The sequence below is a fragment of the Streptomyces katrae genome (genome assembly GCF_000966975.1).
In the GTDB taxonomy this organism is placed as follows: Bacteria; Actinomycetota; Actinomycetes; order Streptomycetales; family Streptomycetaceae; genus Streptomyces; species Streptomyces katrae.
In genome coordinates, this window is sequence record NZ_JZWV01000581.1 from 1 (window position 1) to 11565 (window position 11565).

Below are 11565 nucleotides of genomic sequence, written 5' to 3' on the forward strand. Positions count from 1 at the left end.
GCCGGGAGGCGGCCCGTGAACAGGGCGGCGAACCAGCCGACGACCGTCACGAAGAAGGCGGCGATGCCGAGGACGGCGACGACGATGAACTGGGGCAGGAGCAGCAGGAACCGCAGCAGGACCGTCCAGCGCCGCTGCCGGCCCGGCGGCGGCACGTCGAGTTCCGGCAGGTGTTCCGGCTGGGACGGGTGAGGGGTCCAGCCTGTGGTCATGGGGCGCTCCTGCCGTCGATGGGGCGCGCGCGCCCGCCGGCGGTCCGGCCGGGCCGGGGGAACCGGGCCGGGGGCCTGGGGTGCGCGCGTACGCCCTGCCAGGGGTACCGCGCGGAACGCCTCATTCCAAGGATCCGGGCTGTACGGGGCCGCCCGTTGCCCTGAAGGGCCCCGTCGCCGGGAACGCCGGAGCGCCGGCCCCCGTCTCCTGGACGGTGGACCGGCGCTCCGGACCGGGTGCTGCCGGGCGGGTCAGGCCGTGGCCGGCTCCGCCGCGGCGGGAACGGCCGGGGTGTCGGTGTCCGCTTCGGGCCGCGGGATGCGGTGCAGGCCCCGGCGGTCGTAGAGGGCGGTGACGGCGAAGCCGAAGGCCAGCGCGGCGACGAGGGCGATGCCCATGGAGGTCCAGGCCCGGGTCAGGCCCGCGTCGGCCTGGGCGCCGTAGTAGAGCAGGGAGCGCAGGCCCTCGGTGATCTGGCGCAGCGGCTCGAACTCGGAGAGTCCGCGGAAGAAGCCCGGCAGCGCCTGGAGGGGGACGGTGGCGCCGGAGGAGGGGACGGCCATGGCGACGAAGACGACGGTGGCCAGCAGCATGCCGGGGGTGCCGAAGGCGGCGAAGAGGGCGAGGCTGCCGATGCCGACGACGGCGATGGTGGAGACCGAGTAGAGCCACAGGTGGCCCAGGTGGGAGGCGTCCATGTCGAGGATGCCGACGGTGGCGGCCTCGACGAGGGAGCCCATCACCAGGGACAGGCCGAGCATGAGCGTCATGCCGATGGCCAGGGTGCGGACGCGGCTGGTGTGCTGGACGGGCTCGCGCTTGCGGAAGGGCCCGAAGTCGGTGTGCAGGTAGCCGAGGGCGGTGTCGACCTGGGAGTTGACCAGGTTGGCGCCGAGCATGCCGCAGACGACCAGGACGAGCGCGTAGTAGAAGGCGCTCAGGCCCATGGCACTGCGGGCGCCGAGCGGGTGGCCGTCGGCGACGGTCACGGTCACCGGGTCGGCGAGCTTGAGCTGGGCGGCCGTCGGCAGCTGGGCCTTCTGGGCGGCGGCCTGCTTGAGGAGCTCCTGGCCGATCCGGGCGGAGGCCGCGTGGGCGGCCTTCTGGGCGGCCTGGGAGGACATCGAGGAGCCGATGCTGCCGGCGGACTGGTTGGTGAGCACGCTCAGCGTCGGCGGGACGGGCTGCTTGCCCTGGGCGGCGGGCTGAGGGGCGGCGAGCGCGGTCACCGTGGCGCTGAAGTCCTGCGGGATGACCAGGGCCCCGAAGACCTTGCCGCGGCCGAGGCGCTTGTCGGCCTCCTCGCGGCTGACCAGCTGCCAGTCGATGCTCTTGTCGTTCTCGGCGGCCTTGCGTATGCCCGCGACGACCTGCTCGCCGAGGGCGACGTGGCGGCCGCCCGCGTCGGCGCCGGCGTCGGCGTTGACCAGGGCCACGGGCAGGTCGCGCAGGTTGCCTCTGGGATTGACGTTGCCGCCCACGTAGAGCAGGGCGAACAACATCGAGACCACTGCGGCGATGAGTCCCGTACCGATCCACAGCTGGGGTCGGCGGAGCACGGAACGGGGCGTGGGGTGGGGCATCGGTTCTCCGGGATCTTCCGGTGCGGCTGCGGCGGGCTGCTTCGGCCGCCTTCCTCAGCTGGATACTTCTGGTATCCAGCTACTGGATAGTGGCAGTATCTTGTTGTGGTGTCCAATTGCCGCGATCTCCGGTGGCGGGAACCGGACGGGATGACCGGCAGGGAGGCCGCATGAAGATCTCGGAGCTCAGCCGGCGGACCGGAGTGCCGGTCGCCAGCATCAAGTACTTCCGGCGGCAGGGCCTGCTGCCCGCGGGCCGGGCGACCGCCGCGACCCTGGCCGAATACGGGGAGGAGCACGCGGAACGGCTCCGGCTGATCAAGGCGCTGACCACGCTCGGCGGCCTGTCCATCGCCGCCACCCGCGAGGTGCTCGGCGCGGTCGACCAGGCCCGCACCACGGAGGGCGCCCTCGGGGCGATCAGCTACGCCCTCCCGGTGCCGGTGGCCTCGCAGGGCGGCGCCGGCGAAGAGGAGGAGGCCGAGGCGGAGCGGGCCGCGGGGGCGGAGGTGGCGGAGCTGCTGGCGGCCCTCGACTGGCGGGCGCCCGCCGCCTCCCCGCACGTACAGGGGCTCACGACGGCCCTCAAGGAGCTGCGGCGGCTGGACGCGCAGTACGCCCCGGGCGAGCTGGCCGCCTACGCCGGGCTGGCCGAGTCGGTGGCCCGGCTGGACCTGGCGCGGGCCGAATGCCTGGACGACCCGGTGGCACTGGCCGAGCGGGCGGTCATCGTCTTCGCGATCTGCGCCCCGGTGTTCGAGCTGCTGCGCCGCCTGGCCCAGGAGGACCAGGTCCGGCGGCGGCTGGCGGACGGGGACGCCGGCGGCCCGCCGTCGGAATGCGGGCCGCACTAGGGGGTGCTGCGAAAATCCCGCACGGTCACGGGTGGGGGGCGGTCCAGGGGCGGAGTTTCTCCGGGTTGCGGACCGCCCAGATGCGGGTGATGCGGCCCTCCGTGAGGTGGAAGGCCGCCACCGTGACCGTGACTCCGTCGCGTTGGGCCACCAGGCCGGGCCGGCCGTTGACCGTGCGCTGCAGGAGGGTCAGGCCCGGCGAAAGGCCGGCGATGTGCATCAGGTACCCCGCGATGTCCCGGCCGCCCTCGATGGTGCGCCGGACGGCGCTGACCAGCCCGCCGCCGTCGGCGACCATCGTGGCGCCGGGGTCGAGGAGGGCCACCAGGGTCCTGATGTCGGACGACTGCCAGGCCTCCTTGAACTCGCGCAGCACGGAGGCCTGTTGTGGGCTGGGAGAGGCCGGGGGCGCGGTGGCCGCTACGCGACGGCGGGCCGACGCGGCCAGTTGGCGGCAGGCCGCCGGGGTGCGGTCGACGATCCTGGCTATCTCGGGGAAGGGGTAGCGGAAGACGTCGTGCAGGATGAACGCCACGCGTTCGGCCGGTGTCATCGACTCGAGGACGACGAGGAAGGCCATGTCCACCGAGTCGTCGATGGTGACCCGGTCCGCCGGGTCGGTCGCGGATCGCGGCCCGCCCGGCCATTCGGTGCGGTCGGGCAGGGGTTCGGGGACCCATTCGCCCACGTACCGTTCGCGGCGGACGCGCGCCGAGCCGAGCACGTCCAGGCAGATCCGGCTGATCACCGTCGTCAGCCAGGCCCCCGGGGAGTCGATGGCCGCCCGCTGCGGCCGTGGCATCGCGTACCAGCGGGCGTAGCTCTCCTGGACCGCGTCCTCGGCCTCGGTGAGTGAACCGAGCAGCCGGTAGGCGAGGTTGGTGAGGTGGCGCCGCTCACCGGCGATCACGCCGGGTTCCGGCTCGGGCGGGGTGCTGCTGCTCATGACCGCGACGACTCCTCGGGGGTGCTCGTTCCGCTGGATCCGCTCCCGGCCTGCGCACCTCACATTTCGCGGTGCTGCGTCGTCGGACCAGCGAGACAGTACCGACCACCGCCGCGAGGCAGACAAGGGGCCCTCCCATGACGACCATCGAGACGACCGTTGCCCGGCGCGGAGTCGTGTTCGTGCGGGCGGCAGTGGCCGCACAGACCGTGGCGATCTTCTTCCAGGCCCTCACCGCCGGGCTGCTGCTGTCCACCTCCTACGGCGAGTTGCTGCACGGGGTCGGGGCCCGCGTGATGTACGGCGCGTCGATGCTGTACGTGCTCGCGGCCGTCCTGGCGTGGCGGCCGGGGGGCGGCTCGCCGCGGCCGGTCCTGTACGCCGGCGGGTTCCTCGCGCTCGCCTCGGTGCAGGTGGTGCTGGGCATCGCGCACGTCCCCTCCGTCCATGTCCCCCTGGGGGTCCTGATGTTCGGGCTGAGCGTCCTCGACCTGGGGCGCCGTCGGCGCTGAGCGGTCAGCCCGGGAGGCGGAAACCGTTGGAGGGTCCTCCAGGCCGCACAGGGCCGGCCGGGCGGGGGCCGCATGACGGCGCAGGCCCGGGGCAGACGCACTGGCCAGCACGAGGAGGCCGCCATGTCGAACCGGCTGCTGTCGAGAACGCACCAGCGAGCCCGTCTGCTCGGCCCGGGCGACCGGCACGAGAGCTGTGACGAACGGGCGGACCGGCTGTGGGGTGAGCTGCTGCACGAGGTGCGCGTCGCGCTGACCGCCGTCCAGCTGCTCCTCGCGTTCCTGCTGGCGGCCCCCTTCAGCCAGGTGTTCGGGCGCCTGCCGACCACGGACCACCTGCTGTACGTGGTGTGCGTGGTCCTCGGCGGCGCGGCCACCGGGGCGCTCACCGCTCCCGTGTGCCTGCACCGGCTGGTCACCGGCCTCGGGGTCAAGCCCGAGGCCGTGGTGTGGGCCGCCCGGCTGACCCTGACGGGGCTGGTCCTGCTGCTGGGCATGGTCGCCCTGGCCCTGCTGATCGTGCTGCGCACGGTCCTGGGGGCACCGACGGCCCTGGTGGTGGACCTGACCGTGGTGGTGTGGTGCGCGGGCTGCTGGCTCGTCCCGACGGCCCTCGTCCGCCGGACGGCGGTGCTCCGCCGCGGCGACACCCTGTTCGAAACCCGGCAGTAGGCCCGAGAAAACGCGCGTACCGACGCATACCCGGGGTCCGGGCGGGAAGGCGGGCGAAGGAGAAGCTCTGTCCAGGAGGTGAGCACGCATGGCAGCGGGCAAGAAGGCCAAGAACATCGGCAAGGACGTCAAGGGCAAGGTCAAGGAGACCACCGGCAAGGCCGTCGGAAACGAGAGCCTCGAAGCGAAGGGGCGGGCCGAGCAGGCGGCCGCCGACGCGAAGCAGGCGGGCCAGAAGGCCAAGGACGCCCTGAAGCACTAGCCGAAACCCATCCGGCCCGAAGCGGGGCCGCCGTCCTCGGGACGGCGGCGGCGCGCCCGGCGCGGGCGCCGCTCCTCCTCTGCTTCCTCTTCCTCTTCCGGTTCTGCTTCGTCTTCCGGTTCTGCTTCGTCTTCCTCTTCGGCGTCTTCCTCTTCCGTCTCGTCCCCGTCCGCGTCGTCCTCTTCCTCGTCCTCCTCGTCGTACTCCTCGGCGTCGGGCTCTTCGCCCTCCTCGTACTCCTCGCCGTTCTCCTCGCCCTCCTGGTCGAGGGCCTCCTCGTGCGTGGTCACGACCTCGCCGTCGCGGATCTCACCGCGCCATCCTTCGGGCTCCTCGTCGCCGGAGAGCGTCACGTGGCGCACGAAGTGCTTGAGGTCCAGCCGCATCCGGCGGCCCTGGGCCCGCCAGAGGTTGCCCGTCCGCTCGAACAGGCCGGAGGGGTAGTACTCGACGACCAGCAGCACACGGGTGAGGGACGGGGCCAGTTCATGGAAGCTGACGCATCCGCGCGTGGTGCCCTTGGGGCCGTCCGAGGTCCACACGATCCGTTCGTCGGGAATCTGCTCCTGCACCGTGGCCTTCCAACTGCGGGTGGAGGGGCCCACCTTGACCTTCCACGCCGAGGTGGTGTCGTCGTCCTGGGACACGCTGCGCACGCCCTTGGCGAAGCCGCTGAAGTCCTCGAACCGGGTCCAGTGGTCGTAGGCGGTACGCAGCGGGACTCCGATGTCGACGGACTCGGCGATGTGGGTGGGCTTGGAGCCGCCCTTGCGGCTCTTGCCCTTGCCGCCCAGCAGGCCGCCGCCCACCTCCTTGGCCTTGTCCACGAGGTTGCCGATCGTGCCGCCCACGGCGGCCTTGACGGGAGAGTCGCCCTGGAGGAGCCGGCCGCCGAGGAGCCGGCCGCCGATCTCGGCGAGGGAGCCTCCGTTGTCCGCCACGTCGTAGAGCTGGTCGGTGAGGTCGTCGATCTTGTCGGCGGCCTTGTCGGCCAGGTTCCCGGCCTGCGCGGTGAGGTAGTCGCCGAGTTCGCCGAGCAGTTGGTCCATGGGTGACGTCTTGCTCCCGGAGCGGGAGCGTTCGGTGGTGGCCATGGCGCTACCTCCGGGTCGACGGCTTGCGGGCCGACGTCTTCTTCGCCGGTGCTGCGGTCTTCTTGGCCGTACCGCTGCGGGCCGGGCGGCTGGAAGCGGTCTTCTTCGCCGGCGCCCGCTTGGCCGCCGCCTTCTTCGCGGGCGGCTTGGCCGTCTTCGCCGGAGCGCGCCGCGCGGAGGAGGCCTTCTTCGCGGGGGCGGCCTTCTTCGCGGGGGCGGCCGTCTTCTTGGCCGCCGGCCTGGCGCGGGAAGCGGTCTTCTTCGCCGGCTCGGCCTTCTTCCGGGACGGCGAGGGCCGCGAGGGCGTCCGGGCCGACGTGGAGGAACGCGAGGAACGCGAGGAGGCCGAGGACCGCGAGGACCCCGACGACTGGGAGGACCGCGAGGACCGCGAGGGAGTCGAAGAGCGCGTCGGGGTCCGGCGTGAACCGGGCGCCGCCCGCGTCCTGCGCGGCTTCTCCTCCGCCTCTTGCTCTTCGTCCTCTTCCGGCTCCTCTTCCGGCTCCTCTTCCGGTTCTTCTTCCGGTTCTTCCTCGTCGCCCCGGTCCGTCTCGTCCCGTTCCTCGTCCTCGTCCTCGTAGGGCTCTTCGTCCTCGTAGTCCCGGTCCTCGTCCTCCTCGTAGGCGTCCTCGTCCTCCGTCTTGTCCTCGGGTCCCCGGGTCAGCTCGAGGGTGCGCTCGTGCAGCGTGTCGGCCAGACCGGACAGCTGGCGGTTGGCGGCCGCGGTGAGGGCCTTGCGGCCCGCCGCGAAGGCTTCGCCGCGGAGCTGTTCACCGAGTTCCGCGATCTGGGGCACCTCGCCGAGCTTCTCCAGGCCCTGCGTCATCAGCCGGCCCGGCTCCAGGCCGAATCTGCGGCCCGCGAGGTAGGTGGCCAGGGACAGGGCCATGCGGCCCTTCTTCGCCCGGCCCAGTACGTAGCCCCCTGCGAGGGCGGCCGCCAGGGCGATCTTGCTCGCGTCGTCCATCAGCCTGGCTCCCTTCCGAAGTGGATGGTCAGTGCGCCGTACCGACGGTCTTCCGGCCCGCGCGATACCTACAGGCCTGCTCGCGTCGGCGAGGAGTATGCGGCATATGCCAAAAAAGTTCTGTTTGCGAGGTGTGGCGCGCACGCACCTGGGGAGGGGCGCTAGTCCATGGAGATTCGTTCACGAGGGGAGCACATGGCCACGCGACGACCAGCCCACAGGCGCGGTGCGCCCGGTGCGGCCGCGGTACTCCGGGCCGCCGCCGAGCAGCTGGCCGAGCTCCTGGGACGTCCGCCCGACTCGGTGTCCTCCGTGAAGCCCACGGAGGACGGCTGGGAGGCGGTCGTGGAAGTGGTCGAGCTGGAGCGCATTCCGGACACCACCAGCGTCATGGGCAGCTACACCGTCGCCCTGGACGCGGAAGGCGAACTGATCTCCTACGAGAGGACCCGGAGGTACAGCCGGGGCATGGTCGACCGGCCGGACCGCTGACGCGGACCGGCTGGGAAGGGAAGCGACGCCATGACGATGATGCCGCAGGGAGCGGGCACGGCCGTCAGGGGTGACAACCGGGGCGGCAGCACCAGCAGCCTCTACGACGTCCTGGAACTCATCCTCGACCGGGGACTGGTGATCGACGTCTTCGTCCGCGTCTCCCTGGTCGGAATCGAGCTGGTGAAGATCGACGCACGCATCGTGGTCGCCAGCGTGGACACCTATCTGCGTTTCGCCGAGGCGTGCAACCGCCTGGACCTGGAAGCCGGCCGCAAGGCCCCCGCCCAGCTGCCGGAGGTCGTCGGCGACATGCTCGAGGGCGGCGGCCGGGGCAAGGCGAAAGGTGCTCTCGGGGGTGCGATCGACGCCGTGAAGGAGTCCCTCACCGGCGGTGACCGGGACGAGGACGAGGACGAGGACGAGGACGAGGAGCCGGAGGAGTGGGAGGAGCCGGAGGACGAGGAGCGGGAAGAGGAAGAGCAGCCCGTCCGGCGCCGTAGGACCGCCCGCCGGGCGGCGCGCCGTGAGAGGGAGTGACCCCCATGGCCGTCTACGTGTACGCCGTGACCAGGCGCGAGCACCCCTGCCGCCTCGGCGGGCTCACCGGTGTCGGGCCGGACGCCCCGGCCGTGCGGACGCTGGACAGCGGGGAACTGCGGGCCGTGGTCAGCGACGTGGGCGAGGCGATCCGTCCCAAGCGGCGGGACATCGCCGCCCATCAGGCGGTCCTGGACCGGCTGATGGCCGACGAGACCCCGCTGCCGTTGCAGTTCGGCTACACCGCCCCCGACGACGAGACCGTACGGCAGGTCCTCGCCGAGCGTGCGGACGGCTACCTCGACGCGCTGGCCGGTGTGCAGGGGTGCGCCGAGTACAACGTCAAGGCCCGGCAGGACGAGGGCGTCCTGCTGCGCGGGATCCTGGAGGACTCCCCGCGCGCGAGCGGCCTCAACGAGGAGATCCTCGCCGGGGACACGGATCCCCGGCTGCCCCTGGAACTGGGACAGCTGGTCGCGGCCGAGGTGGACCGCAGGTCCTCGAACGCCTCCGCGGACCTCATCCGTGCCCTGGCCCCGCTGGCCCGCGCCTATGTCGTACACCCGCCCACGGGCGAGGACTTCGTCAACCTCTCCCTCCTCGTTCCCCGGGACGGCGAAGGCGCCTTCCTCGACGCCCACACCGGGCTCACCCGGGAGGTCGACACCGGGGTCCGGACCCGGCTGACCGGTCCGCTCCCCCCGTACAGCTTCGTTCCGTAGGGAAGGAGCGCCCGCCCATGGGACTGCTCACGGCACTGGTCACGGCGCCCCTCCTCCCCGTGCGCGTCGCCCTCTGGGTGGCGGAGCGCGTGGCCGAGGAGGCGGAGGCCGTGTACTACGACCCCGGCCCCGTCCGGGCCGCACTCGCGGAACTCGAACACCGGCTGGTCGAGGGGGAGATCGACGAGGAGACGTTCGACCGCGAGGAGGACGCGCTGCTCGACCGCCTGGAGGAGATCGAGGAGTTCCGCCGCTCCGGCCGGTGACCGGACGGAGCCGACGAGACCCCGGAGGTGAGCACGGTGACGGACCCGATGGCCCGCAGGTTCGGCTCGGACCCCGCCATGACCGGATACCCCCCGGCCGGCTCCTCGGCCAGCCTGGCGGACATCCTCGAACGGGTGCTGGACAAGGGCATCGTGATCGCGGGCGACATCCGCATCAACCTCCTCGACATCGAGCTGCTGACCGTCAAACTGCGCATCCTGATCGCCTCGGTCGACAAGGCGAAGGAGATGGGCATCGACTGGTGGGAGCACGACACCTCGCTGTCCTCCGGCTCCTCCCGCCAGGAGGACCGGGCGCTGGCCGCCGAGAACGAACGGCTGCGCGCCGAACTGGCCGAACTGCGGCGTGCCTCCGCGCTGCCCGGGGCGCAGGCCGGGCCCGGGGCGGCCGCCCGCCGCGGGGCCCCGGCCCGGGACACCGCGAAGCGCAGGCCGCCGTCATGAGCGCCCCGCCCGCGGCCCCGCTCACGTACGTCTACGCCGTCACCCCGCCGGCGCCCGCGGTGCGGCTGCTGCTGCCCTCGCTCACCGGTGTGGGCGGCCGCCCCGTCACGCTGCTCCACGCCCCCGGTGACGATCCGGGACCGGTCGCCTTCGTCATCAGCGACGTCCCGCGCCCCGACTGGGACGAGGACGCCCTCAAAGCCCGCTTCGAGGACCTGAGGTGGCTGGAGGACGCCGCGCGCTCCCACCACCGCGTCGTGGAGGCCCTCGCGGCGCACACCACCGTCCTGCCCCTGCGCCTGGCCACCCTCTACCAGGACCACGCCGCCGCGCTGGGCGTCCTGCGCACGCAGGGCCAGGCCTTCGCCACCCGGCTGGCCCGGCTCAGCGGCCACACCGAGTACGGGGTCAAGGTCTACGTCCGGCCCGCCCCGCCCGCGGAGGCCGAACCGCCCGTGGCCGGCGCGAGCCCCGGCCGGGCCTACCTCCAGGCCCGGCGGGCCCAGCGCAGCGCCCACGAGGACCACTACCGGCAGGCCGGGCTGGCCACTGAGCGCGTCGCCGCCGTCGCCCGCCGCTTCACCGCGGACCGGGTCGGCCACCCCGCCCAGAGCGGGCCGCTCACGTCAGCGTCGCCCGAGGAGAACGTCCTCAACGACGCCTACCTGGTCCCCGACGAACACGCGGAGGCCTTCCTGGAGGCCCTGGCCGGTGCGGCCCGCGGCCTCGCGGGGGTGCGCGTCGAGGTGACCGGGCCGTGGGCGCCGTACTCCTTCGCCGCCCCGCCGCCCCCGCCCGAAGAGCCGTGAAGGCCGTGGACGCGATGGATGCCCTGGAGGGCGTGGATGCCGTGGATGCCATGACCCCGGCCGGCCGCCGCGAGGGGGTCCTGCCCGACCGGCAGGTGGCCCTCGTCGACCTCCTCGACCGGCTCCTGGCGGGCGGTGTGGTCATCGCGGGCGACATCGTGCTGTCGATCGCCGACATCGACCTGGTACGGATCTCCCTGCGCGCCCTCGTCTGCTCGGTCGCCACCCTGGAGGACGGTGACGATGATGGCCGCTGACGGCCGCCCCCCGCACCGCGACGCCCAGCCCGGCCCGCACGGCGTCGGTGACGCGATGGCCGAGGCCCTGCGCCTGCTGCCCGCCACCCCGGCCGAGACGTCCGCCCGGCCCGCCCCCGGCGGACGCCTGCGCACCGGCCCCGACAGCGCGGCGGAGGACCTCGTCAAACTCGTCCTGACCCTGGTGGAACTGCTGCGCCAGCTCATCGAGCGCCAGGCCCTGCGCCGCGTCGAGGCCGGCGGCCTGAGCGAGGCGCAGGAGGAGGAACTCGGGGCCACGCTGCTCGCCCTCCACGACCGGATGGGTGAGCTGTGCGCCCAGCACGGCTACCGCCTCGCCGACCTCAACCTCGACCTGGGGCCCCTCGGCCCCCTGCTGCCGCCGGCGGACTGAGGCGGGCCTGGGCGGCTCCGCGTGTGCGGCTCCGCGTTTCCCACCGCGTTGACCGCGGCAGCGGACTACGCTCCGCAGGATGGAACGCGCAGAGATACTCAAGCGGGTGATCGGGATCCTCACCGAGGCCCAGGACGTCCGCCGGGCCGTGGAATCCGGCCGTGAGGAGGACGCGGGCCCCCAGGAGGCGCCCGGGGTGGCCACCCTGCTGCTGAACGAGATGCTGCCGTCGATCCGGGTCCCCGCCGACGCGACGCCCCAGCAGGTCGCGGCCCTGGTGGCCGAGGCCCTCGGCCCGGCCCTGCACACGATGGTCTCCGGGTTCAGCCTGGCGTTCACCAGCCTGGCGATCGCGCACGACAGCGGGCGTACGGACGTGTCCTCCCTCGAGGTGCTGCAGGAGCTGGCCCTGGAGGTCGAGGCGGGGACCTACGACGAGGGCGCGTAGGACAGGGGGCCGGGCCCGCCGGCCGCCCGCCCGCCCGTCACGACGGCCGCGGTCTCGGTCTCAGGGCAG

The 11565-nt window shown here is 73.1% G+C and carries 18 protein-coding genes; 13 read left to right on the forward strand and 5 right to left on the reverse strand.

The window, feature by feature from the left end; translation table 11 throughout:
- Both VR44_RS20885 and VR44_RS20890 read right to left on the reverse strand, forming a co-directional pair.
- A partial coding sequence (locus tag VR44_RS20885) for a DUF4389 domain-containing protein (protein WP_045949079.1) occupies positions 1-212 on the reverse strand: 212 nt, incomplete at its 3' end.
- Between the two features lie 252 nt (positions 213-464).
- Entirely contained in the window at positions 465-1796 is a 1332-nt protein-coding gene (locus VR44_RS20890; RefSeq protein WP_045949080.1) for a YhgE/Pip family protein, read from the reverse strand.
- 170 nt (positions 1797-1966) lie between these two features.
- Between VR44_RS20890 and VR44_RS20895 the strand changes: the two genes are divergently transcribed.
- Positions 1967-2650: a MerR family transcriptional regulator gene (locus VR44_RS20895; RefSeq protein ID WP_045949081.1), complete on the forward strand. Its 684-nt coding sequence runs from the start codon at positions 1967-1969 to the stop codon at positions 2648-2650.
- Positions 2651-2675: 25 nt separating this feature from the next.
- Here the strand turns inward: VR44_RS20895 and sigJ are convergent, their stop codons facing one another.
- Positions 2676-3596, reverse strand: coding sequence for an RNA polymerase sigma factor SigJ (sigJ, locus tag VR44_RS20900; protein WP_045949082.1), 921 nt, complete (start codon positions 3594-3596; stop codon positions 2676-2678).
- A 137-nt stretch (positions 3597-3733) separates the two neighbouring features.
- Here sigJ and VR44_RS20905 point away from each other — a divergent pair, with 137 nt between their 5' ends.
- The 3 genes from VR44_RS20905 (at position 3734) to VR44_RS20915 (ending at position 5042) form a co-directional block, all read left to right on the forward strand.
- A complete protein-coding gene (locus VR44_RS20905) occupies positions 3734-4108 on the forward strand; it encodes a hypothetical protein (RefSeq protein WP_045949083.1) in 375 nt (124 codons plus the stop codon).
- 123 nt (positions 4109-4231) lie between these two features.
- Positions 4232-4780, forward strand: a complete 549-nt coding sequence (locus VR44_RS20910; protein ID WP_045949084.1) for a DUF6328 family protein — start codon at positions 4232-4234, stop codon at positions 4778-4780.
- An 88-nt stretch (positions 4781-4868) separates the two neighbouring features.
- Positions 4869-5042 carry a CsbD family protein gene (locus VR44_RS20915; protein WP_045949085.1) on the forward strand — a complete coding sequence of 58 codons (174 nt, stop codon included), beginning with the start codon at positions 4869-4871 and terminating at the stop codon, positions 5040-5042.
- On the opposite strand, the gene VR44_RS20920 is transcribed toward VR44_RS20915, so the two are convergent.
- Together VR44_RS20920 and VR44_RS45175 are read right to left on the reverse strand one after the other, a co-directional pair.
- Positions 5039-6136, reverse strand: coding sequence for an SRPBCC family protein (locus VR44_RS20920; RefSeq protein WP_045949086.1), 1098 nt, complete (start codon positions 6134-6136; stop codon positions 5039-5041). The two genes, VR44_RS20915 and VR44_RS20920, sit on opposite strands and share 4 nt — an antisense overlap.
- A 4-nt stretch (positions 6137-6140) precedes the next feature.
- Positions 6141-7103, reverse strand: coding sequence for a hypothetical protein (locus tag VR44_RS45175; RefSeq protein ID WP_045949087.1), 963 nt, complete (start codon positions 7101-7103; stop codon positions 6141-6143).
- Between the two features lie 195 nt (positions 7104-7298).
- Here VR44_RS45175 and VR44_RS20930 point away from each other — a divergent pair, with 195 nt between their 5' ends.
- The 9 genes from VR44_RS20930 to VR44_RS20970 all read left to right on the forward strand — a co-directional run bounded on the left by VR44_RS20930 (position 7299) and on the right by VR44_RS20970 (position 11496).
- Positions 7299-7595: a gas vesicle protein GvpO gene (locus tag VR44_RS20930; RefSeq protein ID WP_045949088.1), complete on the forward strand. Its 297-nt coding sequence runs from the start codon at positions 7299-7301 to the stop codon at positions 7593-7595.
- Positions 7596-7625: 30 nt separating this feature from the next.
- A complete protein-coding gene (gene gvpJ / locus VR44_RS20935; protein ID WP_045949089.1) occupies positions 7626-8135 on the forward strand; it encodes a gas vesicle protein GvpJ in 510 nt (169 codons plus the stop codon).
- A gap of 5 nt (positions 8136-8140) precedes the next feature.
- Entirely contained in the window at positions 8141-8857 is a 717-nt protein-coding gene (locus VR44_RS20940; protein ID WP_045949090.1) for a GvpL/GvpF family gas vesicle protein, read from the forward strand.
- A gap of 17 nt (positions 8858-8874) precedes the next feature.
- Complete coding sequence (locus tag VR44_RS20945; protein WP_045949091.1) at positions 8875-9123, forward strand: gas vesicle protein GvpG; 249 nt, start codon at positions 8875-8877, stop codon at positions 9121-9123.
- A gap of 27 nt (positions 9124-9150) precedes the next feature.
- Positions 9151-9588 carry a gas vesicle protein gene (locus VR44_RS20950; protein ID WP_425424521.1) on the forward strand — a complete coding sequence of 146 codons (438 nt, stop codon included), beginning with the start codon at positions 9151-9153 and terminating at the stop codon, positions 9586-9588.
- Positions 9585-10397, forward strand: coding sequence for a GvpL/GvpF family gas vesicle protein (locus tag VR44_RS20955; protein ID WP_052713738.1), 813 nt, complete (start codon positions 9585-9587; stop codon positions 10395-10397). Before VR44_RS20950 ends, VR44_RS20955 begins: the two co-directional genes overlap by 4 nt.
- Before the next feature lie 50 nt (positions 10398-10447).
- Complete coding sequence (locus tag VR44_RS20960) at positions 10448-10654, forward strand: gas vesicle protein (RefSeq protein ID WP_045949096.1); 207 nt, start codon at positions 10448-10450, stop codon at positions 10652-10654.
- On the forward strand, positions 10644-11048 hold the full coding sequence (locus VR44_RS20965; protein WP_045949092.1) for a gas vesicle protein K: 405 nt from the start codon (positions 10644-10646) through the stop codon (positions 11046-11048). Before VR44_RS20960 ends, VR44_RS20965 begins: the two co-directional genes overlap by 11 nt.
- Before the next feature lie 79 nt (positions 11049-11127).
- On the forward strand, positions 11128-11496 hold the full coding sequence (locus VR44_RS20970) for a hypothetical protein (RefSeq protein ID WP_045949093.1): 369 nt from the start codon (positions 11128-11130) through the stop codon (positions 11494-11496).
- Positions 11497-11565 lie beyond the last annotated feature (69 nt).